Source organism: Pseudomonas sp. Pseusp18 (assembly GCF_059506005.1).
Genome location: NZ_CP169240.1, coordinates 6,291,024 through 6,316,064 on the forward strand (window position 1 = coordinate 6,291,024; position 25,041 = coordinate 6,316,064).

Annotated in this window: 23 protein-coding genes and 1 pseudogene; 9 read left to right on the forward strand and 15 right to left on the reverse strand. The window is 59.3% G+C overall.

Annotated elements, in window-relative coordinates:
* Positions 1-113: 113 nt before the first annotated feature.
* The 3 genes from ACEN9A_RS28435 to ACEN9A_RS28445 all read right to left on the reverse strand — a co-directional run bounded on the left by ACEN9A_RS28435 (position 114) and on the right by ACEN9A_RS28445 (position 3,724).
* On the reverse strand, positions 114-1,478 hold the full coding sequence (locus ACEN9A_RS28435) for an aspartate aminotransferase family protein (RefSeq protein ID WP_019650174.1): 1,365 nt from the start codon (positions 1,476-1,478) through the stop codon (positions 114-116).
* Between the two features lie 72 nt (positions 1,479-1,550).
* Complete coding sequence (locus tag ACEN9A_RS28440) at positions 1,551-2,909, reverse strand: glutamine synthetase family protein (protein WP_018928632.1); 1,359 nt, start codon at positions 2,907-2,909, stop codon at positions 1,551-1,553.
* A gap of 38 nt (positions 2,910-2,947) precedes the next feature.
* Positions 2,948-3,724, reverse strand: coding sequence for a gamma-glutamyl-gamma-aminobutyrate hydrolase family protein (locus tag ACEN9A_RS28445; protein WP_064621023.1), 777 nt, complete (start codon positions 3,722-3,724; stop codon positions 2,948-2,950).
* 278 nt (positions 3,725-4,002) lie between these two features.
* On the opposite strand from ACEN9A_RS28445, the gene ACEN9A_RS28450 reads away from it, so the two are divergent.
* Complete coding sequence (locus ACEN9A_RS28450; protein WP_018928630.1) at positions 4,003-5,379, forward strand: glutamine synthetase family protein; 1,377 nt, start codon at positions 4,003-4,005, stop codon at positions 5,377-5,379.
* A 263-nt stretch (positions 5,380-5,642) separates the two neighbouring features.
* Positions 5,643-6,278 carry a TetR/AcrR family transcriptional regulator gene (locus ACEN9A_RS28455; protein WP_258671545.1) on the forward strand — a complete coding sequence of 212 codons (636 nt, stop codon included), beginning with the start codon at positions 5,643-5,645 and terminating at the stop codon, positions 6,276-6,278.
* 95 nt (positions 6,279-6,373) lie between these two features.
* Here ACEN9A_RS28455 and ACEN9A_RS28460 read toward each other — a convergent pair whose 3' ends face one another.
* The 9 genes from ACEN9A_RS28460 to ACEN9A_RS28500 all read right to left on the reverse strand — a co-directional run bounded on the left by ACEN9A_RS28460 (position 6,374) and on the right by ACEN9A_RS28500 (position 15,322).
* A complete protein-coding gene (locus tag ACEN9A_RS28460) occupies positions 6,374-6,589 on the reverse strand; it encodes a TOBE domain-containing protein (RefSeq protein WP_003229256.1) in 216 nt (71 codons plus the stop codon).
* A gap of 33 nt (positions 6,590-6,622) precedes the next feature.
* The gene (gene ssuB / locus ACEN9A_RS28465) at positions 6,623-7,429 is read right to left on the reverse strand and encodes an aliphatic sulfonates ABC transporter ATP-binding protein (protein ID WP_258671546.1); all 807 of its coding nucleotides are present in this window, start codon (positions 7,427-7,429) and stop codon (positions 6,623-6,625) included.
* Positions 7,426-8,208, reverse strand: a complete 783-nt coding sequence (ssuC, locus tag ACEN9A_RS28470; RefSeq protein ID WP_018928627.1) for an aliphatic sulfonate ABC transporter permease SsuC — start codon at positions 8,206-8,208, stop codon at positions 7,426-7,428. Before ssuC ends, ssuB begins: the two co-directional genes overlap by 4 nt.
* 9 nt (positions 8,209-8,217) lie before the next feature.
* Positions 8,218-9,366, reverse strand: a complete 1,149-nt coding sequence (gene ssuD, locus ACEN9A_RS28475) for an FMNH2-dependent alkanesulfonate monooxygenase (protein ID WP_018928626.1) — start codon at positions 9,364-9,366, stop codon at positions 8,218-8,220.
* A 25-nt stretch (positions 9,367-9,391) separates the two neighbouring features.
* On the reverse strand, positions 9,392-10,357 hold the full coding sequence (locus ACEN9A_RS28480; protein WP_018928625.1) for a sulfonate ABC transporter substrate-binding protein: 966 nt from the start codon (positions 10,355-10,357) through the stop codon (positions 9,392-9,394).
* A 102-nt stretch (positions 10,358-10,459) separates the two neighbouring features.
* The gene (ssuE, locus tag ACEN9A_RS28485; protein WP_018928624.1) at positions 10,460-11,053 is read right to left on the reverse strand and encodes an NADPH-dependent FMN reductase; all 594 of its coding nucleotides are present in this window, start codon (positions 11,051-11,053) and stop codon (positions 10,460-10,462) included.
* Positions 11,054-11,292: 239 nt separating this feature from the next.
* The gene (locus ACEN9A_RS28490; RefSeq protein ID WP_018928623.1) at positions 11,293-11,931 is read right to left on the reverse strand and encodes a peroxiredoxin; all 639 of its coding nucleotides are present in this window, start codon (positions 11,929-11,931) and stop codon (positions 11,293-11,295) included.
* Between the two features lie 291 nt (positions 11,932-12,222).
* A complete protein-coding gene (locus tag ACEN9A_RS28495) occupies positions 12,223-13,584 on the reverse strand; it encodes an OprD family porin (RefSeq protein WP_258671550.1) in 1,362 nt (453 codons plus the stop codon).
* Positions 13,585-13,981: 397 nt separating this feature from the next.
* The gene (locus tag ACEN9A_RS28500; RefSeq protein WP_258671552.1) at positions 13,982-15,322 is read right to left on the reverse strand and encodes an OprD family porin; all 1,341 of its coding nucleotides are present in this window, start codon (positions 15,320-15,322) and stop codon (positions 13,982-13,984) included.
* A 499-nt stretch (positions 15,323-15,821) separates the two neighbouring features.
* Between ACEN9A_RS28500 and tauA the strand changes: the two are divergent.
* Positions 15,822-15,965, forward strand: a pseudogene (gene tauA, locus ACEN9A_RS28505) (taurine ABC transporter substrate-binding protein); the annotation flags it as partial.
* Between the two features lie 65 nt (positions 15,966-16,030).
* Here tauA and argA read toward each other — a convergent pair.
* A complete protein-coding gene (argA, locus tag ACEN9A_RS28510) occupies positions 16,031-17,329 on the reverse strand; it encodes an amino-acid N-acetyltransferase (RefSeq protein ID WP_105340730.1) in 1,299 nt (432 codons plus the stop codon).
* A gap of 135 nt (positions 17,330-17,464) precedes the next feature.
* The gene (gene argE, locus ACEN9A_RS28515) at positions 17,465-18,622 is read right to left on the reverse strand and encodes an acetylornithine deacetylase (protein WP_258671557.1); all 1,158 of its coding nucleotides are present in this window, start codon (positions 18,620-18,622) and stop codon (positions 17,465-17,467) included.
* Between the two features lie 157 nt (positions 18,623-18,779).
* Here argE and ACEN9A_RS28520 point away from each other — a divergent pair, with 157 nt between their 5' ends.
* Positions 18,780-20,147 carry a CYTH domain-containing protein gene (locus tag ACEN9A_RS28520; protein ID WP_138866473.1) on the forward strand — a complete coding sequence of 456 codons (1,368 nt, stop codon included), beginning with the start codon at positions 18,780-18,782 and terminating at the stop codon, positions 20,145-20,147.
* Between the two features lie 120 nt (positions 20,148-20,267).
* Here ACEN9A_RS28520 and ACEN9A_RS28525 read toward each other — a convergent pair whose 3' ends face one another.
* The gene (locus ACEN9A_RS28525) at positions 20,268-20,738 is read right to left on the reverse strand and encodes an Lrp/AsnC family transcriptional regulator (protein WP_018927598.1); all 471 of its coding nucleotides are present in this window, start codon (positions 20,736-20,738) and stop codon (positions 20,268-20,270) included.
* Between the two features lie 126 nt (positions 20,739-20,864).
* On the opposite strand from ACEN9A_RS28525, the gene ACEN9A_RS28530 reads away from it, so the two are divergent.
* From ACEN9A_RS28530 to ACEN9A_RS28550, 5 genes are all read left to right on the forward strand, one after another.
* The gene (locus ACEN9A_RS28530) at positions 20,865-21,203 is read left to right on the forward strand and encodes an ACT-like domain-containing protein (protein WP_019650166.1); all 339 of its coding nucleotides are present in this window, start codon (positions 20,865-20,867) and stop codon (positions 21,201-21,203) included.
* A gap of 103 nt (positions 21,204-21,306) precedes the next feature.
* Complete coding sequence (tfpB, locus tag ACEN9A_RS28535; protein ID WP_019650165.1) at positions 21,307-23,091, forward strand: type IV pilus assembly ATPase TfpB; 1,785 nt, start codon at positions 21,307-21,309, stop codon at positions 23,089-23,091.
* A 129-nt stretch (positions 23,092-23,220) separates the two neighbouring features.
* Complete coding sequence (locus ACEN9A_RS28540; RefSeq protein WP_007940374.1) at positions 23,221-24,135, forward strand: SPFH domain-containing protein; 915 nt, start codon at positions 23,221-23,223, stop codon at positions 24,133-24,135.
* Between the two features lie 11 nt (positions 24,136-24,146).
* Positions 24,147-24,584 carry an NfeD family protein gene (locus ACEN9A_RS28545; protein WP_019650164.1) on the forward strand — a complete coding sequence of 146 codons (438 nt, stop codon included), beginning with the start codon at positions 24,147-24,149 and terminating at the stop codon, positions 24,582-24,584.
* A gap of 68 nt (positions 24,585-24,652) precedes the next feature.
* The gene (locus ACEN9A_RS28550; RefSeq protein WP_019580544.1) at positions 24,653-24,973 is read left to right on the forward strand and encodes a DUF2388 domain-containing protein; all 321 of its coding nucleotides are present in this window, start codon (positions 24,653-24,655) and stop codon (positions 24,971-24,973) included.
* Positions 24,974-25,041: the final 68 nt, after the last annotated feature.

Consider the following 25,041-nt stretch of genomic DNA (forward strand, 5'->3'; position numbering starts at 1 on the left):
CATCCGAACAACCGTTAGTCTGGCAAGATCCAAGGCAGGCTTTCAAGGAAAGACCCATCCTTTGTTTGCACTAAGCGAAGTGCAGACATTGCACCTCGCTCAGAGCCTAGCACTTAGCCCTGCAACGCACTCAGGGTCAGGTCCAGGCACTTGCGCGCCTTGGTCACCAACTCGTCGATTTCAGCCGGTGTAATCACCAGTGGCGGAGCAATGATCATGGTGTCGCCGACCGCACGCATGATCAGGCCGTTGTCGAAGCAGAACTGCCGGCAGATCATGCCGACGCCCTTGCCTTCGTAACGTTTGCGAGTGGCCTTGTCCTGAACCAGCTCGATAGCCCCCAACAGACCGACCCCACGCACTTCCCCCACCAACGGATGATCGTTCAGTTCCCGTAGACGCTTTTGCAAATAAGGTGCCGTTTCTGCCCGCACATGCTCGACAATTTTCTCATCGCGCAGGATGCGGATGTTTTCCAGCGCCACCGCCGCGGCCACCGGGTGCCCGGAATAGGTGAAACCGTGGTTGAAATCACCACCTTCGTTGAGCACCTCGACCACATCGTCATGCACGATCAGGCCACCCATCGGGATGTAGCCGGACGTCAGGCCTTTGGCGATGGTCATCATGTGAGGCTTGAGGTCGTAGAAATCGGTACCGAACCACTCACCGGTACGACCGAAACCGCAGATCACCTCGTCGGCCACGAACAGGATGTCGTACTTGGCGAGGATTTCCTTGATGCGCGGCCAGTAGCTGTCTGGCGGAATGATCACGCCGCCGGCGCCCTGGATCGGCTCGGCAATAAAGGCACCGACGTTGTCGACGCCGATTTCCAGAATCTTCTCTTCCAGCTGATTGGCCGCCCAGATACCGAACTCTTGTGGCGTCATGTCACCGCCTTCACCGAACCAGTACGGTTGGGCGATGTGGACGATGCCCGGGATCGGCAAATCGCCCTGTTCGTGCATGTACGTCATGCCACCCAGGCTCGCGCCGGCCACGGTGGAGCCGTGATAGCCGTTCTTGCGGCTGATGATGACTTTCTTCTTCGGCTGGCCCTTGATCGCCCAGTAGTGGCGAACCATCCGCAGCATGGTGTCGTTGCCTTCAGAACCGGAACCGGTGAAGAACACATGATTCATGCCTTCAGGCGCGATGTCGGCGATGACCTTGGCCAGTTCCAGCACCGGCGGGTGAGCGGTCTGGAAGAACAGGTTGTAATAAGGCAGTTCACGCATTTGCTTGGCGGCGGCATCGGCCAGTTCATCGCGACCATAGCCGATCGCGACGCACCACAGACCGGCCATGCCGTCGAGGATCTTGTTGCCTTCGCTGTCCCAGAGGTAAACACCCTTGGCATTGGTGATGATCCGCGGGCCTTTCTCTTTCAGCTGCTTGAAGTCGCTGAACGGGGCCAGGTGGTGATCATTGCTCAGGGTTTGCCATGCACGGGTTTGCGGGTTGTTGCTGGTCATGCGAATTCTCCTTGGATTGCAGTGACGGCGCGACGTCAGAGGGCAATCACGCCCCTTGTCGCGCCCGGCGCATCAGACGGCGAAGAGCAGGAACTCCCGCTCCCACGAACTGATCACGCGCTTGAAGTTTTCATGCTCGGCCCGCTTGACCGCGACGTAGCCTGTGATGAATTTCTTGCCCAGATACTTTTCGATGGTCTTGCTGTTTTCCATGCGATCCAGCGCATCTTCGATGGTTAACGGCAGGCGCAGATTGCGCCGCTCGTAACCACGCCCCACCACCGGGGCACTCGGGTTATGCCCTTCGAGCATGCCGATCAGGCCGCACAACAGGCTGGCGGCGATGGCCAGGTAAGGGTTGGCGTCGGCACCCGGCAGACGGTTTTCCACCCGACGGTTCTGCGGCCCGGCATCCGGCACCCGCAGGCCCACGGTGCGGTTCTCTTCGCCCCACTCCACGTTCACCGGTGCCGAGGTATCCGGCAGGAAGCGGCGGAACGAATTGACGTTGGGCGCGAACAGCGGCAGCAACTCAGGGATGAATTTCTGCAAACCGCCGATGTGATGGAGGAACAGCTGGCTCATGGTCCCGTCTTCATTGGAGAAGACGTTTTTGCCGGTCTCGATGTCGATGATGCTCTGGTGCAAATGCATGGCACTGCCCGGCTCGCCAGTCATGGGCTTGGCCATGAAGGTCGCCGCCACGTTGTGCTTGAGTGCGGCTTCTCGCATGGTGCGTTTGAACACCAGAATCTGGTCGGCCAGGGACAGGGCATCGCCGTGACGGAAGTTGATTTCCATCTGCGCAGTGCCGTCCTCGTGGATCAACGTGTCGAGGTCCAGCTCCTGCAATTCGCACCAGTCGTAGACGTCTTCGAACAACGGGTCGAATTCGTTCGCCGCTTCAATGGAGAACGACTGGCGACCGGTTTCCGGACGACCGGAACGGCCAATCGGCGGTTGCAACGGGTAGTCCGGGTCATCGCTGCGCTTGGTGAGGTAGAACTCCATCTCCGGCGCCACGATCGGCTGCCAGCCGTGGTCGGCGTAGAGCTTCAGTACCTTCTTGAGCACGTTGCGCGGCGACAGCTCGATCGGGTTGCCCTGCTTGTCGTAGGTGTCGTGGATCACGATGGCGGTGGGTTCGATGGCCCAGGGCACTAGGAACACGGCGTTCTGGTCGGGGCGGCAGACCATGTCGATGTCGGCCGGGTCGAGCAGTTCGTAATAGATGTCGTCTTCGACATAGTCGCCGGTCACGGTCTGTAACAGAACGCTTTCGGGCAGGCGCATGCCTTTTTCGGCGATGAACTTATTGGTCGGCGAGATCTTGCCCCGGGTGATGCCGGTCAGGTCGCCAATCATGCATTCGACTTCTGTGATCTTGTGGTCTTTCAACCAATCGGTGAGCTGGTCGAGGTTGTTACTCATAAATGCCTCTTAGGCTTGAGTTTCCTGACTTTTATAAGTCAGGCGTTGTTTGACGCATCGGCGTCGCGTTGTAATGCGCGCTTGCGGCAGGCATCGCCAAATGCCTGGAAAATCGCAAGGTAGTCAGGATTCAAGCTTACCTGCCATTCGGGATGCCATTGCACGCCTAAAGCAAAAGCCTTGCCTTCGATCACAGAGACCGCTTCGATCAGCCCATCGGGCGCCACAGCTTCCACACGAAGGCCCGGCGCCAGCCGCTCGACGCCCTGACCATGAATCGAGTTGACTTGAATGTCGCTCGCCAGACCCAGCCCCGCAAGTACACCACCCGGCTGGACGTGCACCGGGTGACTGGGGGCGTACTGCCCTTCGAGCGGCAGGCTGTCGTCTTCACGGTGGTCCATGAAGGGACCGGCCTCGTGGACCTTCTGATGCAGGCTGCCACCGAACGCCACATTCATTTCCTGGAAGCCGCGACAAATACCGAGCACGGGAACGCCAGCCTCGACAGCGGCGCGGATCAGCGGGAGAGTGGTGGCATCGCGTGCAGAATCATGAGCAGTGCCTGGCGCGCTGGCCGGGCCGTTGTAGTGAAACGGTTCTATATTAGAAGGAGAGCCTGTAAACAGAATGCCGTCCAGAGCGTCCAGAATATCGGACGGCGCCAGTCGATCTGCCAGGGATGGAAGAATCAACGGCAGGCCTTTGGCAGCTGATGCCACGGCGCGTACGTATTTGTCGCCACTGATGTGATAAGCATGCAGACCGATCTGCTTTGAGCAGGCGGTGACGCCGATTAACGGCAGGCGAGACATGAAGCACCCCGGTATTATTGCTGTTATGGGTTTGAATCGAGCTTAGCCTTGTTCATTTTTTTACACAACACCCCCGTAAAAAATACAACACGGCCCGCTCAAGCCCGCGGGCGCCAAGACGTCAGAAGACAAAAATACGCCCCAAAGTGCCTCAAAAAAGCCTTGCGAGCGCTTTTTTAGGGCAAAAAAGGCCTCGCTTGACTTCGGCATGCCGTTCGGGTTGACTGGAATCTGAAAAGATCAATGATTGATATTTTTAACAACAAAGGTGTTGCATCATGTCGGTACCCCCGCGTGCCGTTCAGCTTAACGAAGCGAACGCGTTCCTTAAGGAACATCCTGAGGTTCTGTACGTTGACCTTCTGATTGCGGATATGAATGGTGTGGTGCGCGGCAAGCGCATCGAACGCACCAGCCTCCACAAGGTTTACGAGAAAGGCATCAACCTGCCGGCCTCTCTATTTGCTCTGGATATCAATGGCTCGACGGTGGAAAGCACCGGCCTGGGCCTGGACATCGGCGATGCTGACCGAATCTGCTATCCAATCCCCGACACCCTGTGCAATGAGCCCTGGCAGAAGCGCCCGACTGCGCAACTGTTAATGACCATGCACGAACTCGAAGGTGAACCTTTCTTCGCCGACCCGCGCGAAGTCCTGCGTCAAGTGGTGACCAAGTTCGATGAGATGGGGCTGACCATCTGCGCCGCGTTCGAACTGGAGTTCTACCTGATCGACCAGGAAAACGTGAACGGTCGCCCGCAACCGCCACGCTCGCCGATCTCCGGCAAACGCCCGCATTCGACCCAGGTCTACCTGATCGACGATCTCGACGAATACGTCGACTGCCTCCAGGACATTCTGGAAGGTGCGAAAGAGCAAGGCATCCCTGCCGATGCAATCGTCAAGGAAAGTGCCCCGGCGCAGTTCGAAGTGAACCTGCACCACGTGGCCGACCCGATCAAGGCCTGCGACTACGCGGTCCTGCTCAAGCGTCTGATCAAAAACATCGCCTACGACCATGAGATGGACACCACCTTCATGGCCAAGCCTTATCCAGGCCAGGCGGGTAATGGTCTGCACGTCCACATCTCGATTCTTGATAAAGATGGCAAAAACATTTTTGCCAGCGAGGATCCCGAGCAGAACGCCGCACTGCGTCACGCGATCGGCGGTGTGCTCGAGACCCTGCCTGCGCAGATGGCTTTCCTCTGCCCGAACGTCAACTCCTACCGTCGTTTCGGCGCGCAGTTCTACGTGCCGAACTCGCCGTGCTGGGGCCTGGACAACCGCACCGTGGCGATTCGCGTACCGACCGGCTCCTCCGATGCCGTGCGCATCGAACACCGTGTGGCGGGCGCCGATGCCAACCCGTACCTGCTGATGGCCTCGGTCCTGGCCGGTGTGCACCACGGTCTGGTCAACAAGATCGAGCCGGGCGCGCCCGTGGAAGGCAACAGCTACGAGCAGAACGAGCAAAGCCTGCCGAACAACCTGCGCGATGCACTGCGCGAGCTGGACGACAGCGAAGTCATGGCCAAGTACATCGATCCGAAATACATCGATATCTTCGTCGCCTGTAAAGAGAGCGAGCTGGAGGAGTTCGAACACTCCATCTCCGACCTCGAATACAACTGGTACCTGCATACCGTGTAAACGGTTGCCGTAAAAACAACGCCGCCGGCTTTACAGCCTGCGGCGTTTTTTTTATGGCCAACCACTAAACATTGTGGCGAGGGGGCTTGCCCCCGTAGGGCTGCGTAGCAGCCCCAGAACAGGCAATCTCGTTGTATCAGGGATACCGCGTTAGCTGGATTGGGGACTGCTGCGCACTCCAACGGGGGCAAGCCCCCTCACCACGGGGTATGGATCATCTCTGCGCTCTGCGTACAATGCCCGCTGCCCTGCAGGAGACTTCAATGACCCGACTCGCCACCCCACGCAAACCCCGCGCACGCAGCCAGGCCCGGATCGATTCGATACTCGATGCCGCCCGCACGCTGCTGGCCGCCGAGGGCGTGGCCAGCCTGTCGATCTACAGTGTCGCCGAACGCGCAGAGATCCCGCCCTCCTCCGTCTACCACTTTTTCGCCAGCGTCCCGGCCCTGCTCGAAGCCCTGACCGCCGACGTCCACGCCGCGTTCCGTGCTTGCCTGCAAGCGCCCATCGACCACCACGCCCTCAACGGCTGGCGCGATTTGTCGCGACTGGTGGAACAACGCATGCTCGACATCTACGACGAAGACGCCGCCGCCCGCCAGTTGATCCTCGCCCAGCACGGCCTGACCGAAGTCACCCAGGCTGACCGCCAGCACGACATCGAACTCGGCGACCTGATGCACAAACTGTTCGACCACCACTTCGAACTGCCGAAACTGCCGACAGACGTCGATGTGTTTGCCCTGGCCATGGAGCTGGGGGATCGAGTGTATGCACGCTCGGTGCAGCAACATGGGCAGATCACGCCGCGCATGGCTGAAGAAGGGATGCGGGTGTTTGATGCTTATCTGGGCCTGTACCTGCCGCCGTACCTGGCCAAGCGCGCAACGCTTTAAAAGATCGCAGCCTTCGAATACAGCATCACTACAACTGCACGCATAAAAAACCCCGAAGGGCTCACACCCTCCGGGGTTGTTGTTGGCGCACGCACTTACAACTTGGCGATCGACACCTCGGTGGATTTCACAAACGCGATCACTTCGCTGCCGACCACCAGTTCCAGCTCTTTCACCGAACGAGTGGTAATCACCGAAGTGACGATGCCGGAGGCAGTCTGCACATCGATTTCCGAGAGGACGTCGCCGAGCACGATTTCCTTGATCGAGCCTTTGAACTGGTTACGAACGTTGATGGCTTTGATAGTCATGATGTTGATTCCTGTCGTTGATGAATCTTTAAGTTATTGAGCCCAGCGCAATTGCGTGGGCAAGGGTGAAACAGGTTCCGGTTCCGGCGGTTGGCCGGGTACCGACAGCACGCGGTTAAGCACTTCGGTTTCCAGCGCCGCTAGCCGATGGGAACCGCGAACCCGAGGGCGCGGCAATTCCACTGCCAGGTCGAGGCCGACTTCGCCCTCTTCAATCAGAATCACCCGATCGGCAATCGCCACCGCCTCACTGACGTCGTGGGTCACCAGCAACACGGTGAAACCGTGCGTCTGCCAGAGCCGTTCAATCAGTTGCTGCATTTCAATACGGGTCAGGGCATCCAGTGCGCCCAGCGGTTCGTCGAGCAACAGCAGGCGCGGTTGATGGATCAGCGCGCGGGCCAAGGCCACGCGTTGCTTCTGGCCACCGGACAGCGCCGCCGGCCATTCGTGGGCGCGGTCCGCCAGGCCGACCGACTCCAACGCGTCCAGCGCTTGCGGCCGCCAGTTGCCCTTGAGCCCGAGACCGACGTTGTCGATGACCTTTTTCCACGGCAGCAGCCGCGCTTCCTGGAACATCAGCCGGGTGTCTTCCCGGGCGTCACTCAGCGGCGCGGAGCCAGCAAACAATTCGCCAGCCGTGGGTTTGTCGAGACCAGCGAGCAAGCGCAGCAAGGTGCTTTTGCCGCAACCGCTACGCCCGACCACCGCCACAAACTGCCCGGCCGGAATGTGCAGGTCGATTTCACGCAGCACCTGCCGCGAACCGAAGATCTTTTGCAGCTTGCGCACTGCCAGCGGAATTCCGCGCAGCAGGCGTGGAGGTTGTTGAGCCGTCATGCGGCACCTCCCTTGGCAACCTGATAGGCCGGATGCCAGCGCAGCCACACACGCTCGAGCCCACGGGCCGCGAGATCAGCGAGTTTGCCGAGCACGGCATACAACAGAATCGCCAGCACCACCACGTCGGTCTGCAAGAACTCCCGGGCATTCATCGCCAGGTAGCCGATGCCGGCGTTGGCGGAGATGGTTTCGGCGACGATCAGGGTCAGCCACATGAAGCCCAGGGCAAAACGCACACCGACCAGAATCGAAGGCAGCGCACCGGGCAGGATCACCTGACGGAATAGGCTGAAACCGGACAGGCCATAACTGCGGGACATTTCCACCAGCGCCGGATCGACGTTGCGGATGCCGTGGTAAGTGTTGAGGTAGATCGGGAACAACGTGCCCAACGCCACCAGGAAAATCTTCGCCGACTCATCGATGCCGAACCACAGGATCACCAGCGGAATCAGCGCCAGGTGCGGTACGTTGCGGATCATCTGCACCGAACTGTCGAGCAGGCGCTCGCCCCACTTCGACAGGCCGGTGATAAAGCCCAGCGCCAGGCCAATGCCGCCGCCGATGGCGAACCCGAGTGCCGCGCGCCAGCCGCTGATAGCCAGGTGAGTCCAGATTTCACCGCTGCGGAACAGGCTCACACCGGCTTCGATCACCGCGATTGGCGCCGGCAGAATCCGCGTCGACAACCAGCCCGCCGACACCGACAACTGCCATACCGCCAGCAACAGAATCGGCAACACCCAGGGTGCGAGGCTGTGGATAGTTTTCTTCATGGCCACGCCTCAGCTCTGGGACGCGGCTTTGGGAAGAATGTCGTTGGCCACCATCTCGCCGAACGGGCTGACGTAACCGGCGCTTTTCGGCAGCTCCGGGCGCTCGATGTCCAGGTGCGGGAACAGCAACTCGGCCACCCGATAGGATTCTTCCAGGTGTGGATAACCGGAGAAGATGAACGTATCGATGCCCAGATCGGCGTATTCCTTCACCCGAGCGGCCACGGTCGGACCATCGCCGACCAGCGCCGTACCGGCCCCGCCGCGCACCAGACCGACACCGGCCCAGAGGTTGGGACTGACTTCCAGGTTGTCGCGACTGCCGCCATGCAAAGCGGCCATCCGTTGCTGGCCGACCGAATCGAAACGCGCCAGAGAAGCCTGGGCGCGGGCAATGGTGTCATCGTCCAGATGAGAGATCAGTCGATCCGCCGCTTGCCACGCCTCGGCATTGGTTTCGCGAACGATCACATGCAGGCGAATACCGAATCGCACGGTGCGGCCGAGCTTCGCGGCTTTGGCGCGAACCTGTGCGATTTTCTCGGCAACGGCGGCCGGCGGCTCGCCCCAAGTCAGGACCATTTCGACCTGCTCTGCCGCCAGATCCTGCGCCGCTTCCGACGAGCCGCCGAAATACAGCGGCGGACGCGGTTGCTGGATCGGCGGATAGAGCAACTTGGCGCCCTTCACGCTGATGTGCTGACCGTCGTAATCAACGGTTTCGCCTTCCAGTACCCGGCGCCAGATGCGGGTGAATTCCACCGAGGCCTGATAGCGCTCTTCGTGACTGAGGAACAGACCGTCGCCGGCCAGTTCTTCCGGATCACCACCGGTGACCAGGTTGAACAGCGCACGGCCGCCGGACAGACGATCCAGGGTCGCGGCCTGACGCGCCGCTACCGTCGGGGAAATGATCCCGGGGCGCAGGGCGACGAGGAATTTCAAACGCTGGGTCACCGGGATCAGGGAGGCTGCCACCAGCCACGAATCTTCGCAGGAGCGACCGGTGGGAATCAGCACCCCGCCGAAACCCAGACGATCCGCCGCTTGCGCGACTTGTTGCAAGTAACCGTGGTCGACGGCGCGAGCGCCTTCGGCGGTACCAAGGTAATGGCCGTCGCCGTGGGTAGGCAGGAACCAGAAGATATTGAGGCTCATGGAGTGGTCTCCTTGGGGAATCGAATTACGGCGCTTTGGCGACGGCTGCCGGTGGCGTCCAGATCACGTCCTTGATACTCAAGGGCTTGGGAATCAGCTTGAGCTGGTAGAAGCTGTCGGCGATTTTCTGTTGGGCGGCGACCACCTCAGGGGTCAGGAACAGCGCGCCGTAACCCTGGCGCTTCACCGAAGTCAGGGTGATGTCCGCCGGCAGGCCGAGCAGTGGCGAAACCTGTCGGGTTACGTCCTCGGGATTGGCCCGGGACCATTCACCGACCGCGCGCACTTCTTCCACCAGGGTTTTGATCACTTGAGGATTTTTCTGCGCGTAAGGCTTGGTCGCCAGATAGAACTGATGGTTGTCGACGATGCCTTTGCCATCGCGCAAGGTGCGCGCTTGCAGTTGCTGTTCGGCGGCAGCCTGGTACGGGTCCCAGATCACCCAGGCATCGACACTGCCGCGCTCGAATGCGGCGCGGGCATCGGCGGGTGGCAGGAACACGGTCTGGATGTCGGTGTATTTGAGGCCGGCGTCTTCCAGCGCACGCACCAGCAGGTAGTGCACGTTGGAGCCTTTGTTGAGCACGACTTTCTTGCCCTTGAGTTCCTGCACCGATTTGATCGGTGAGCCCTTCGGCACCAGGATCGCTTCGCTGTGGGGCGCTGGCGGTTCATAAGCGACGTAGAGCAGATCGGCGCCCGCGGCCTGAGCGAAAACCGGAGGCGTTTCGCCGGTGACGCCGAAGTCGATGGAGCCGACGTTCAGGCCTTCAAGCAGTTGCGGGCCGCCTGGGAATTCCGTCCATTGCACGTCCACGCCTTGGGCGGCGAGGCGTTTTTCCAGAGTGCCTTTGGCTTTGAGCAGCACCAGGGTGCCGTATTTCTGATAGCCGATTCGCAAAGTCTCGGCTTGGGCTTGAGTAATGACGCCGAAGGACACAGCCGCAGCAAACAGAGCGACCAGACCACGACGCAAAATGACAGGGCGCATGGCGCTCTCCTTTTTTGCAGTTGGGTTTTGGCTGCACCTGCTTGCCCGTTGGCGGGCCAGTAAGGTGAGTACTTCAAATTCAGATGTTGCTTGAGGGCTGGCTTAAATGCTCCAGCGAGCACTCAACAAACGTTCGTTCAACAGGTTCGGATCGAGCGGCTTGGGCCGGCGAGCCATGGCGCTGTAGAACAGCTCCAGCGATTCGTTCAACCGTTGCGCAAGCTCGGGGGCCAACTGCGCCTGGGCACTGCCTTCGCCGTAAGCAATCTGACTGTCTACGGCGAAAATCCCGTGGAGCATTTCCTGCGCCTTCAGCGCCGACAACACCGGCTTGAGCGCGTAATCCACCGCCAGCATGTGGGCGATGCTGCCGCCGGTCGCCATTGGCAGAACCACTTTGTGGGCCAGGGCGCGCTCGGGCAGCAAATCAAGTACGGTCTTCAACGCGCCGGAGAACGACGCTTTGTAAACCGGTGTGGCGATGAGCAGGCCGTCGGCGTTATCAATCTGTTGCAACAGATCGATCACCTTCGGGCTGTCGAAGCGGGCATGCAGTAAATCTTCAGCCGGGAAGTCCCGTACCTGGTAACTCACCACTTCCACACCTTGCTCTTGCAACCAGCGTTTGGAGCGCTCCAGCAACACCCCGGAACGGGAGCGTGGGCTGGGGCTGCCACCGAGTGAGACGACCAGCATTCAGACAATTCCTTGAGCGGTGTTGGCGATTCGCAGCTTGCGATCTCGCGTCGATGGAATGACCTTAACAGGTGATTTATATATCTATAAATCATATTTATTCATTTGGTTATATCTTAAGTGAATATGCTGTTTGTCTTTTTCCGGACAAAAAAACAGGCCGTCGAAACGGCCTGAAAATCCCCTGCTTTGGTAGACATGATCGCTCCCACGCTCTGCGTGGGAACGATCTTTTGACGTTAACGATTCGGCTGCGGCGTCAGGCGCAGGTACGGTTTCACCGCGCGGTAACCCTTGGGAAAACGTCGCTGGATTTCATCTTCGTCCTTGAGCGACGGCACGATCACCACCTCATCACCGTCCTGCCAATTGGCCGGGGTGGCCACCTTGTAGTTGTCGGTGAGCTGCAGCGAATCGATTACCCGCAGAATCTCATTGAAGTTACGGCCGGTACTCGCCGGGTAAGTGATGGTCAGCCGAATCTTCTTGTTCGGATCGATCACGAACAACGAGCGCACGGTCAAGGTGTCGTTGGCATTCGGGTGGATCAGGTCGTAAAGGTCGGACACTTTACGGTCCGCATCGGCGAGAATCGGGAAGTTGACGATGGCGTTCTGGGTTTCGTTGATGTCCTCGATCCACTTGTGATGCGAGTCCACCGGGTCCACGGACAGAGCAATGGCTTTGACGCCGCGCTGGGCAAATTCATCCTTGAGCCTGGCGGTGAAGCCCAGCTCGGTGGTGCACACCGGCGTAAAGTCCGCCGGATGGGAAAACAGCACGCCCCAGCTATCGCCCAGCCATTCGTGGAAACGGAGGGTGCCGGCGCTGGAATCCTGTTCGAAATCGGGGGCGATATCGCCAAGTCTGAGACTCATGGTGCTGCTCCTGGTGAGTGCTTGTTGAGCTCAACTGTGCCTGCGTTCCTATTTAATTAAAAAGAATAAATATCAATTTATTTAGATCATAAAGAAATATTAAAGATCTGTTCACTGGACCTGATCCGCCATCGGGACGAACATCGATCCCAAGGTTCGAGAAGGCCTTGAGTTGTTGCAAAAAGGGAACTTCAAGGAGGGTTTACGGGGGTGAGCCCGCCTTGAAAACGCAAAAGCCCCGCCCGGCGTGATGCCGGGCGGGGCTTTTTTTCGTCGGTTACGCGAGCGCTATTACAACAGCGGGATCGAGTAACTGACGATCAGACGGTTTTCGTCCTGGTCGCGCTGACCCGGAACGTCGTTGCGCCACATGGCGTTTTTCCAGGTGAGGCCCAGGTTTTTCAGCGGACCTGATTGTACTACGTACGCCAGGGTCAGGTCGCGTTCCCACTCGGAACGGCCAGAACCGTTCTCGCGACCATTGGTGCCCACGGTGTCAATGTTGTCGCCACGCAGGTAAACGATGCCGGCAGTAGCACCTGGCAGGCCAACCTTGGCGAAGTCATACGAGTAGCGAGCTTGCCAGGTACGTTCGCCGGCACGGGCGAACTTGGCGATCTGGCTGTCGGTGGTCAGGTAAGCCGACGAGCCGTCACCCTGGTTCAGCCAAGGGAAGTCGCTGCTGCCATTGCTGACCTGATAACCGCCGCCGAAGGTGTGACCGGCAACGGAGTACAGGAACAGGCCGCTGTACAGGTTGTTGTCGACTTTACCGCGACCGGAACGGAAGCCCTCGTAGTTACCGGTGCTGAAATAAGCCGAGTCGTGACCGTTGGCACCGTCATCGGAGCTGTTGAAGTAACGCAAGTCAGACTTCAACACACCAGGACCGATCGACCAGTTGTGAACCAGGCCCAGGAAGTGTTGCTTGTAGAAGTCTTCCAGGTTGCCGTAGTAGTACTGGGCAGTCAGGTCTTTGGTGATTTTGTAGTCACCGCCACCGTAGATGAACTTGTTGCTGTCACGGAAGCCAGCACCGCGCGTGTTCGCACCAGCGATCGACAACTCTTCGTTGTTGCTGGAGTTACGCCCCTTGGCGTGCTCGATCTGACCGCCAACCAGTGTCAGGTCTTTGATCTCGTTCGAGGTGATCTGACCGCCCTGGAAGGTTTGCGGCAGCAGACGACCGTCGTTGGTCACGATCACCGGCAGTTTTGGCTGCAGGGTACCCAACTTCAATTCGGTCTGGGAAATCTTGGCTTTGGCAGTCAGGCCCAGGCTGGAGAAGTTATCAACCGCTTTGCCGTTGGACTCACTTGGGAAAACAGTGCCGCCGTAAGAGGTAGGAGTTGCGCCGTTGGTGCCGCCACCCGAATCCAGACGGACGCCCAGCAGGCCGATGGCATCAATACCAAAGCCAACGGTGCCTTGGGTGTAGCCCGAGGTGAAACGCAGATCGAAGCCTTGGCCCCACTCTTCGTTTTTGCTCTGAACATTGGAAGCAGTTCTAGCTGCCGAATCACGGTTATCAGTGTTGATGTAGAAGTTGCGCAGCCCCAATGTAGCCTTGCTGTCTTCGATGAAACCGGCGGCGCCTGCCTGCTGCGCCAAAACCCCTACGGCCACAGCCAGGGCCAAGGTGGACTTGTTCATTGTTTCGCTCCTCTCATTTCTAATTCTGGGTTCCTGGTCCTGGTCGAGTGCCCGGATCCAAAGATGCGCAATGAGCGCCGGGTGGTCAGCCCCCCTTGTTTTTTACCGACATGACAAACCAAAAGACTTATTGCGGTATTTTTTAATGCCATCTAGGCATATATATCCATGCCGGGACACAAGGTATCGGCTCATGAACCAATTCCTTGATCTTCAAAATCGGGGGATGCTGAATCCGATACTCGTGTTGCTGCCAATGAGTACCTGATGAATTCATTTTATAGACTCGGGCAAAAAACAAAAAAGAATAAATAATCAACTGAAGCTATTTTTTTGGAATATAAAAAAACACAAAAAAAAAGCCTCGCCAACAGGCGAGGCTCTTTTTTGAGGGTTATTACAGGAAGCTGTAGGTGTAGTTGAAGATCAGACGGGTCTGGTCTTGGTCAGCGGTGCTGGTATTACCGCTGTAAGTACCGTGACGCAGAGTCGTACCAAACCCTTTGAGTGCACCCGTTTGAATCACGTAGTCGATACGCGCGTCGGTCTCGTGCTCATTCAGGTCTTTACCCACGCCGTTGGTTGCCTTGATGTCTCGGCCATCCAGGTAAGCAATCGAAGCTTTCAAACCTGGCACGCCCAGTGAGGCGAAGTCATAGGAGTACTGACCGTACGTGGTGTTTTCACCGGCACGGATGAAGCTGCCCACGGTGGCATCGGTGAACGAGTAGAAGCTGGCGCCACCGGCACCTTCTTGACGACCTTTGCTATCGATCAGGCTGCCCTGGTTCAAGAAGACAAAGCCGCCGTCATCGCTGACACGCTGATGACCAAGCAGGAACGCGCTGCCACCCAGGGTGTAGGTGAACGTCGCGCTCCAGGTCTTGTTATCGACCTCGCCTATATTCTTGGCGTAGCCATTGTTGTTGTTGAAGCGGTAGCCGACGTCGCCGTTCTTGCCATCGGAGCTGCTGTCGAAATAACGAATATCAGTCTTGAACGACTGGTTCGGGGCGATCGGGTAGACGTGCACCAGACCGAGGAAGTGCTGCTTGTAGTAGTCTTCCAGGTTCGCGTAGTAGTACTGCAGCGTGAGGTCTTTGGTGACTTTCCAGTCAGCACCGGCGTAACGGAACTGGTTGCTGTCCTGAGCACCGCCAGCCACTGCCAGGCCAGTTCTGTTGGAGGAGGCGCGACCCGACGCGTGCTCCAGTTGACCCAAGTTGAAGGTCACATTGTCAATTTCCTTCGAGGTGATGGTGCCACCGTCAAAGGTCTGCGGCAGCACACGGCTGTCGTTCGCGATCAGGATCGGCAAGTTAGGTGCCAGAGCGCCACCCAAGTGGGCCTCGGTCTTCGAGAAGCGCGCCTTGACGTTACCATCCAGACGACTCCACTCGTCGGCGGACCTGTCGCCGTCGCTCGGGAAGAAGGAGTTGCTGTTACCGAGCGGGTGATGTCCCCTGCCGCCATCCAGGTGGATGCCGACCAGTGCCTGGGCGTCGATACCGAAACCAACGGTACCCTGGGTGAACCCGGACAGGTAATCGAACTTGAGACCTTCAGCGGTTTCTCGCTGACGGTTTGCAGCTCTATTGTCGCCTTCACGGACATCGGCGTCGTAATACATGGTCCGGGAACTGACGGAAGCCTTGCTGTCTTCCAGGAAACCCGCTGCGCCTGCCTGCTGCGCCAAAACCCCCACGGCCACAGCCAGGGCTAAGGTGGACTTATTCATGTTTCGCTCCTCTCGTTTTCTAATTTTTGTGTTCTTTGGTCTTGGGTCGAAAGCCCTGGATCCACAGATGCGCGATTAGCGCCAGACCGTGACTACCAAGTCAATCGTAACCATGTATGTCTACGACCAAGGTCTAACGTCGAATATTGAGTCCCTGCCGGCGGCTCATCGAACCGGATATAACGGCATTGGCCCAAAAGCTAATTCCTAAAGGGTATTTACCAGCCTTTTTTTATTCCCATTGGCTTTGGCACATCCCGTACGCGTCAATCCCTATCGAAAAGGCGACGCCATCATGGCTAAACGCGCACTATCTAGTCAATTTGTTACAGTTTGTGTATCGCTAATATTTTCTCTTTCCACTCAGGCGACGACGCTCACGGTCGATTATCAACCCGGCCCCCCACCGAAGGCCTTCGAGCCGACGGCGATTCGAGAAACCATAGGCCATAAAGTCGATTGGCGTCGTTTCAATAACGATCCGGAAATGGTCAGCCCCGCGCAGCAGACCACCGCGCGGCGCGATGACGGCACGGCCACAGCGATTGGCGAGAGGACGAAATTCTTGCTGGAACAAGGGAAGGTAGAGACAGTGCTGCCGGACTATGCGCCGTATGTCAGCGCCAAATACGTCACCGAGTAGCACGCAGACCTGTGGCAAGGGAGCAAGCTCCCTCGCCACAAAAGCCAATATAGACAGCCACTCAGTCAGAGGGCTTTTTCGAAGATCTTCGAATTACGCTGATAGTTGTAAAGCGATGCCCGCGCCGATGGCAGGCGATCGACGCTGCTCGGCACGAAACCCCGCTCGCGGAACCAGTGGGCGGTCCGGGTAGTCAGCACGAACAGGGTTTTCAGGCCCTGAGCCCGGGCGCGGGTTTCGATGCGCTCCAGCAATTCATCACCGCGACCACCATGGCGGTACTCCGGGTTCACCGCCAGACACGCCAGCTCCCCCGCATCCGAATCGGCAATCTGATACAGCGCCGCGCAGGCGATGATCATGCCTTCACGCTCGACCACGCTGAACTGCTCGATTTCGCGCTCCAATACCTCGCGGGACCGGCGAACCAGAATGCCCTGTTCTTCCAGCGGGCTGATCAAGTCCAGCAAACCGCCGACGTCCTCGATGGCCGCCTCGCGCACAACTTCGAATTGTTCCTGGGCCACCAGCGTACCGCCACCGTCACGGGTGAACAGTTCGGTCAGCAGCGCGCCGTCTTCGGCGTAGCTGACGATATGGCTGCGCGCCACCCCGCCCCGGCACGCTTCAGCGGCCGCATCCAGCAGTTCGGCCTGATAGTTGCTGCCCAGGCGTTGCAGGTGCGCCGGCACTTGTTGCGGACGCAACTCGCGAACCAGGCGACCATTTTCATCCAGCAGTCCGAGATCGGCGCCAAACAGCAGCAACTTGTCTGCGCCCAGGTCGATGGCCGCGCGGGTCGCGACGTCTTCGCAGGCGAGGTTGAAGATTTCGCCGGTCGGCGAGTAACCCAACGGCGACAACAGCACGATGGAGCGTTCGTCCAACAGGCGATTGATGCCCTTGCGGTCGACCCGGCGCACTTCGCCGGTGTGGTGATAATCGACACCTTCGAGCACGCCGATCGGCCGCGCAGTGACCAGATTGCCGCTGGCCACCCGCAGGCGCGAGCCCTGCATCGGCGACGAGGCCATGTCCATGGACAACCGCGCTTCGATGGCGATGCGCAGTTGACCGACCGCATCAATCACACACTCCAGCGTCGCTGCATCGGTGATGCGCATGCCGTGGTGGTAGTGCGGGGTCAGGCCGCGAGCAGCGAGGCGGGTTTCAATTTGCGGACGCGAACCGTGAACCAGCACCAGTCGCACACCCAGGCTGTGCAGCAGCACCAGGTCGTGGACGATATTGCCGAAGTTCGGGTGCTCCACACCGTCGCCGGGCAGCATGACGACGAAAGTGCAATCGCGGTGGGCGTTGATGTAAGGCGAAGCGTGACGAAGCCAATTGACGTATTCGGGCATGAACCTGGGCCTGTAATAAATAGCAGCCGAAAAAAGAGTAACGCAGTAAACGCACAGCAGGCTGATGGTTATCGTCGGAACAGGCTTGGCGACACGCGCGCTCTCCTCATAAGTACGGGTAGTGACACTGGCAATTTATACGAGCGACGCCGGCGTCAGGCAGTAATGTTCGATCAGTTGACGTAATAGATGCACGGTAGGCTGCAAACGTGACATTTCGAGGTATTCCCCCGGTTGGTGGGCGCAAGCGATGTCGCCGGGGCCCAAGACCAGTGTTTCACAGCCAAGGCGCTGAAGATAAGGCGCTTCTGTGCCGAACGCCACTGCTTCGGCGCGATGGCCGGTGAGCTTTTCAGCGACCCTCACCAATTCCGAGTCCTCGGCCTGCTCGAATGGCGGCACTTCGGGGAACAATGGCGCGTAATCGATCTTCACCTGGTGCCGTGCGGCAATAGGGTTGAGCTTCTGCAAAATCGCCGCGCGCAGGGCACTGGGGTCCATGCCCGGCAGCGGACGCAGGTCAAACTCCAGTGAGCACTGACCGCAGATACGGTTGGGGTTATCGCCACCGTGAATGCAGCCGAAATTCATCGTCGGCTGCGGCACACTGAACTGCGGATTACGAAACTCCCGCTGCCACGCCAGACGCAAGCCGCGCAGTTCGCCGATGGCATCGTGCATGGCTTCAAGGGCGCTATGGCCCAGGCTCGGGTCCGAGGAGTGACCGCTCTGACCGAGGATGTCGATGCGCTCCATCATCACGCCTTTGTGCAGACGGATCGGCTTCAACCCCGTCGGCTCGCCAATCACCGCCGCGCGACCTAGTGGCCGCCCGGCTTCGGCCAAGGCACGCGCACCGGACATCGAGCTTTCTTCATCGCAGGTCGCAAGAATCAGCAAGGGTTGCTTGAATGGCTGGTCGAGCAAGGGTTTGACGGCTTCGATGGCCAGGGCAAAAAAGCCCTTCATGTCGCAACTGCCCAGGCCCACCCAACGGCCGTCCACTTCCGTCAGTTTCAGCGGATCGGTCTGCCACAGCGCCGCGTCGTACGGCACCGTATCGCTGTGACCGGCCAGCACCAGGCCGCCGGGACCGGAACCGAAACTGGCCAGCAGGTTGAACTTGCCGGGGCTGACCTGCTGGATGTCGCAGGCAAAACCCAGCTCCCCGAGCCATGTCGCCAACAAGTCGATGACCGGCCGATTGGTTTGATCCAGGCTGGGTTGGGTACAGCTGACAGACGGCGCGGCGATCAGCGCAGCGAACTGATCTCTCATGGACGGCAAAGGCATCGCTGACTCCCAACTCCCGAATTGAAGTCCATCATAGAGCCATCCGGCGACAGGAATAAACCGCCGCGGCGCGTAGGATGCATCAGTCCTGTACACTGCACGACCTTGGCAGCCACACATTCCCCCGGCTGCGCTCCCGATCCTGGATTTTCCGGCCATGCAGAAAGAAACCGAAATCAAACTCCGCGTCAGCCGCGAAACCCTCGCCGCCCTGCGCGAGCACCCGTTATTGAAAAAACGCAACAAAAGTGGCTGGGAACGCCGTGAGTTGATGAACCAGTACTTCGACACGCCCGAGCGCGACCTGGCCCGCGCCAAGGTTGCCCTGCGCCTGCGCCGCGATGGCGAAGAAGTGATTCAGACCCTCAAGACCCGTGGCCAGAGCGTCGCCGGTCTGTCCGAACGTCACGAGTACGACTGGCACCTGCCCAAAGCCAAACTCGACGTGAAGAAGCTCGACGGCGAATGCTGGCCCGAGCAGTTGGCGGAGCTGGACAAGAAAACCCTGAAAGCCATCTTCACCACCGATTTCGTGCGTGAACGCGCGGAAATCGCCTGGGGCCGTGGCAAGACCAAAGTGGTCATCGAAGCCGCGCTGGACCTGGGCCACGTGGTGGTCGGCAAGCAGAAAGAAGAAATCTGCGAGCTGGAACTGGAACTGCGCGAAGGCGAGCCGGCCGCACTGCTGGAACTGGCCGCCGAACTGGCCGCGACCCTGCCGCTGATGCCATGCGACATCAGCAAGGCCGAACGCGGTTATCGCCTGTTCGACGCCAACAGCTACTCGCTGAGCTTGCCGGCGCCGCAGATCACCGCCGAAATGCCACTGGACGATGCGTTCGCCGCCCTGTGCTGGCATTTGCTGGGCAGCAGCCAGCGCCTGGCCGAGCAATATCGCTTTAATGGCCACTGGCGCTTGCTGCAGGACTGGGTCGAAAACCTCGCTGAAATGCGCGCGCTGATCAGTAGCCTCGGTCAAGCCGCGCCGCGTCAGTCGACTCACGATCTGCGGGTCGCGCTGGATGCCTTGCTGGAGGACTGGCGCCCGCTGGTACAAGCCGGCCTGGACGACGAAGACGTGCGCAAAGCCGCGCCGGAGCAGTTCCTCGAAGAGCTGGAAGACCCGCGCTGGGGCCTGTTCTCGCTGAACACTTCGCGCTGGTTGCTGGCCCGTACCTGGGCTGCCGATCGCAACACCCGTGGCAATCGCCAGGGCGCCGCGCAACTGGGCAGCTGGCTGCCACGCCTTCTGGGCGAAGAAGCCAACTCGCTGCAACTGCAGCGTTACCAGCAACAGCCGGAAGACCTGGCCGAGCAACTGCCGCGCATCGAGCGTATCCAGGCCTGGCTGCACCACGCCCGTAGCGTGCTGGACATCCCGGAAATGGATCGCCTGTACGGTGAGCTGAAACAGCTTGCCCTGCTAGCTAACGAGCCGATCACCGATGAGTCGCTGGATGCGCGTAAGCAGCAGGCGATCGCGGTGTATCAGAATCGTGCGTGGAAGACCCTGCTGCGTCTGTAACACCCTGTGGCGAGGGGGCTTGCCCCCGTTCGGCTGCGAAGCAGTCGCAAAGCTTTTGGGGCCGCTTCGCGACCCAACGGGGGCAAGCCCCCTCGCCACAAAAAACCTCTACCGCAACAATCAACGCAACACCGGCAAACTCGTCGTGGATTTGATTTCCGACAAAGCCACGATCGAGTTGACCTCCTGTATCCCCGGCACCATCGACAGTTTCTCGAAGAAGAAACGCTCATAAGCCTCGATGTCTGCTGTGACGATCCGCAACAAGAAATCCACCGATCCCATCAGCACATAACATTCCAGCACTTCGGGGAAACCGCGAATCGCTTCGGTGAACTCAGTGAAGTTCGAGCGCCCGTGGGCGTTGAGTTTGATCTCGGCGAAGATTTGCGTGTTGAGGCCGATTTTCTTGCGATCAAGCAACGTCACCTGACCGCGAATGATCCCCTCCTCCTTCATCCGCTGAATCCGCCGCCAGCAGGGCGACTGCGAAAGGCCCACCTGCTCGGCGATCTGCGCGCTGGAGAGCGAAGCGTCCTCTTGCAGCAACGCGAGAATCTTGCGGTCGTAGCCATCCAGCTCGCTATGCATAGAAAAACCTGAAATTAATATGATCTTGAATTGATCGATTCGATAAATCGTCAATAAACCCAATCATAGATAAGAAATACCCCACACAGAATGTAAAAATTCCTCCAATGATTTTGGAGCCTGACCATGCCGCCCCTCGAAGCCGTGAACACCCCGCCCGCCCGCGCCGATGTCTGGAACGTCAGCAACGCCCACTGCCGCGTTCAATACCAACTGCTGGCCGAGGCCGAGCCGGATCTGCTGTGCCGCGCGCTCAACCTGTTCGCCTTGCAGTTTCTGACGCCACAGCAGGTCAACGTACAGCGCCTGGACGATCTGCTGTCGATCGACATCGTCATGGACGGCCTGAGCTGGCACCGTGCCCAGGTGATCGCGGAAAAACTGCGTAACCTGATCAGCGTCTGTTCGGTGAATCTGCAAGCGGCTGATTCGGCGTGGCAAGAGCCGGCGCAGGCAGCGGGCTGACCCCCTCCCCTGAAAAAACCCGACACGTGTTGGTCCGGTAGTGGCCCAACGGTCTGCGGGAGCGCAGCTATCCTTTGCGAACGGTTGTTCATAAGGAGCCCGCATGTCCGTTCAACTTGCCACTCAGGACCGCTGGCTGGACCTTAACGATTTGCTGCGTGAACTGGTCGCCCAAGGCTTTGTCAGCCAGGACTCGGCCGAACACGCACTCAACGCCCGCCGCCGTCATGCCACCAATGGTCAGCAACATCCGCTGGAGTTCATCGCCAGCCAACACCTGGACGACCTCAGCCGTCCCGGTAAACACCTCGATCTGGAAAGCCTGACGCTGTGGCTGTCCCAGCAGGCCGGCCAGCCTTACTTGCGCATCGACCCACTGAAAATCAACGTCGCCGCCATTACGCCGCTGATGTCCTATGCCTTCGCCCAACGCCACAAGATTCTGGCGGTGGCCATCGACCGCGATGCCGTCACCGTGGCCAGCGCCCAGCCCTTCGTCAGCGGCTGGGAAGTTGACCTGACCCACGTATTGAAACTGCCGATCAAGCGCGTGGTAGCCAACCCGGTGGATATCCAGCGCTTCAGCGTGGAGTTTTTCCGCTTGGCCAAATCGGTCACCGGCGCGACCAACGCCGATCAGCAGACAAGCAACCTGGGCAACTTCGAACAATTGCTCAACCTCGGCGCCAGCGACCAGGAGCCGGACGCCAACGATGCGCACATCGTCAACATCGTCGATTGGCTGTTCCAGTACGCGTTCCAGCAGCGGGCCAGCGATATCCACATCGAGCCCCGGCGCGAGCAAGGCACGGTGCGCTTTCGCATCGACGGCGTGCTGCACAACGTCTATCAATTCCCGCCGCAAGTGACCATGGCCATCGTCAGCCGCCTGAAAAGCCTGGGGCGGATGAACGTCGCGGAAAAGCGCAAACCCCAGGACGGCCGGGTCAAGACCAAGACCCCGGACGGCGGCGAAGTCGAACTGCGGTTGTCGACATTACCGACAGCGTTCGGCGAGAAAATGGTCATGCGGATCTTCGACCCGGAAGTGCTGCTCAAGGATTTCGACCAACTGGGCTTCTCCGCCGAGGACCTGCGCCGCTGGCAAGACATGATCCGCCAGCCCAACGGCATCATTCTGGTGACCGGGCCAACCGGTTCGGGCAAGACCACCACGCTGTACACCACCCTCAAGAAACTGGCGACGCCGGAGGTCAATCTCTGCACCATCGAAGACCCGATCGAAATGGTCGAGCCGGCGTTCAATCAGATGCAGGTCCAACACAACATCGACCTGACCTTTGCCGCCGGCGTACGCGCGCTGATGCGGCAAGACCCGGACATCATCATGATCGGCGAGATCCGCGACCTCGAAACCGCCGAGATGGCAATTCAGGCGGCACTCACCGGTCACCTGGTGCTGTCGACGTTGCACACCAACGATGCCCCGAGCGCCATCAGCCGCCTGCTGGAACTCGGCGTGCCGCATTACCTGATCAAGGCCACGGTGCTCGGGGTCATGGCCCAGCGTCTGGTGCGTACGTTATGCCCTCACTGCAAGGCCCCCTTAACGTTGGGCGAAGACGACTGGCAAACCCTGACCCGGCCTTGGCAAGCGCCACTGCCGACCAATGCCCAGCGCGCCATCGGTTGCCTGGAATGCCGCGAAACCGGCTATCGCGGTCGCGCCGGGGTTTACGAAATCATGCAGCTGACGGATGGCATCAAAGCGCTGATCAACCCCGACACCGACTTGCTGGCGGTCCGGCGTCAGGCGTTCAAGGAAGGCATGCGCAGTTTGCGGTTGTCGGGGGCGCAGAAAGTGGCGGCGGGGTTGACCACGATTGAAGAGGTGTTGCGGGTGACACCGCAGAGTGAGCAGAAATAGGCCATGACCTCCAATGCCGCACACTTCTTTTTGTAGGATTGCGCTCGGATACTTCCCCAAAGTCGCATACGGGCCTTTTGCCCTACACTCTGGTCATCGCAACTCAATCCAGACTGGACAGGGACCGTTATGAGCATTGCACTGATTCTCTTCGTCGCGCTGGTCGTGGCCATTCTTTTCATGGGCTTCAAAGTGGTGCCCCAAGGGTTTGAATGGACGGTCGAACGCTTCGGCCGTTACACCAACACCCTCAAGCCAGGACTGAGCATCATCATCCCGGTGATGGACCGCATCGGCCGCAAGATCAATGTGATGGAAAGCGTACTGGACATTCCGCCCCAGGAAGTCATCACCGCCGACAACGCCACCGTGCAGATCGACGCCGTATGCTTCTTCCAGGTGGTCAATACCGCCCAGGCCGCCTACGAGGTGAACAACCTCGAACATGCCGTGCGCAATCTGCTGCAAACCAATATCCGCACCGTGCTCGGGTCCATGGAGCTGGACGCGATGCTCAGCCAGCGCGACAACATCAACGAAAAACTGCTGCGCACCGTCGATGAAGCCACGGCGCCGTGGGGCATCAAGATCACCCGGATCGAGATCAAGGACATCAGCCCTCCCGCAGACCTGATGGCCGCCATGTCCGGCCAGATGAAAGCCGAGCGGATCAAACGCGCACAGATTCTGGAAGCCGAAGGTTTGCGCGCCTCGGCGATCCTCACCGCCGAAGGCAAGAAGCAGGCGCAGATTCTCGAAGCCGAGGGCAGTCGTCAGGCAGCGTTCCTCGAAGCCGAGGCCCGGGAGCGTCAGGCCCAGGCCGAAGCCCAGGCCACCAAAGTGGTGTCCGAAGCCATCGCCGGCGGTAACGTGCAGGCGGTCAACTACTTCGTCGCACAGAAGTACATTGATGCCTTGGGCAAGCTGGCCTCGGCCAACAACAGCAAAGTGATCCTGATGCCGCTCGAAGCCGGTTCGATGATCGGTGCAGTCGGTGGCATCGGCGAAATCGTCAAGGCCACCTTCGACGGCAAGAAAGGCTGAGGTCGCTGTCCATGGAACTGTTTTCGTTCTGGAGCTGGCTGGCCCTGGGCACGCTGTTGCTGATCCTCGAGGTGTTCGGTGCTGGCGGTTATCTGCTGTGGATCGGCATGGCAGCCGCCGCCGTCGGCGTGCTGACGTTCCTGATACCGGATTTGCCCTGGGAATGGCAGGTGCTGTTGTTTGCCGTTTTTTCGATCCTCACCGCCCTGTACTGGTGGAGACGTCAGCGCAGAGTGGTGCGGGCCAGCGATCAGCCGAACCTGAACCTGCGAGGGCAAGAGCTGATCGGCAAGGTGTTCGTGGTCACCGAAACGATTGTCAACGGCCGCGGCAAGATCAAGGTCGCCGACGGCGTGTGGATGGCCCGAGGCCCTGACGCTACGGCTGGCAGCCGTGTTCGGGTGATCGGACAGCAAGGGGCGATCTTACTGGTGGAACTAGCCGACTAACGTCACGGAACTCGATTGGGTTATTGGCAATCAAAGGCCGCAGTTAAAACCCAGTGGAGTCACCTTTTATGCGTCTCAAACTTGCTGTCGCTACCGTCGCCGTGTTGTCCCTTCAAGTCGGTTCGGCGATGGCTGATGACAGCTTTTTGCGTAACGTCCTTACTTCCGGTGCCACCACCGGTACGTCCTACCTGACCTCCAGGGATCACAAGCTGATCGTCGCCGCCCAGGACGACGCCGGCAGCTTTGTCGCCAGTGACGGCGCTATTCGCGGCCCCTATCTGGAATCTGCCATGCAGAAAGTCCGCGCTGAAAACCCTGGCCTGCAAGCCACGGACATGGAACTGGCGAACGCCATCCTGGCGAAGAATGCCATCGCCTCGAAATAAGCTTCATTGCTGGTCAAAAATGCCGCTCCCAACAGCGGCATTTTTTATGAGCCAGGTAAATTTCACAG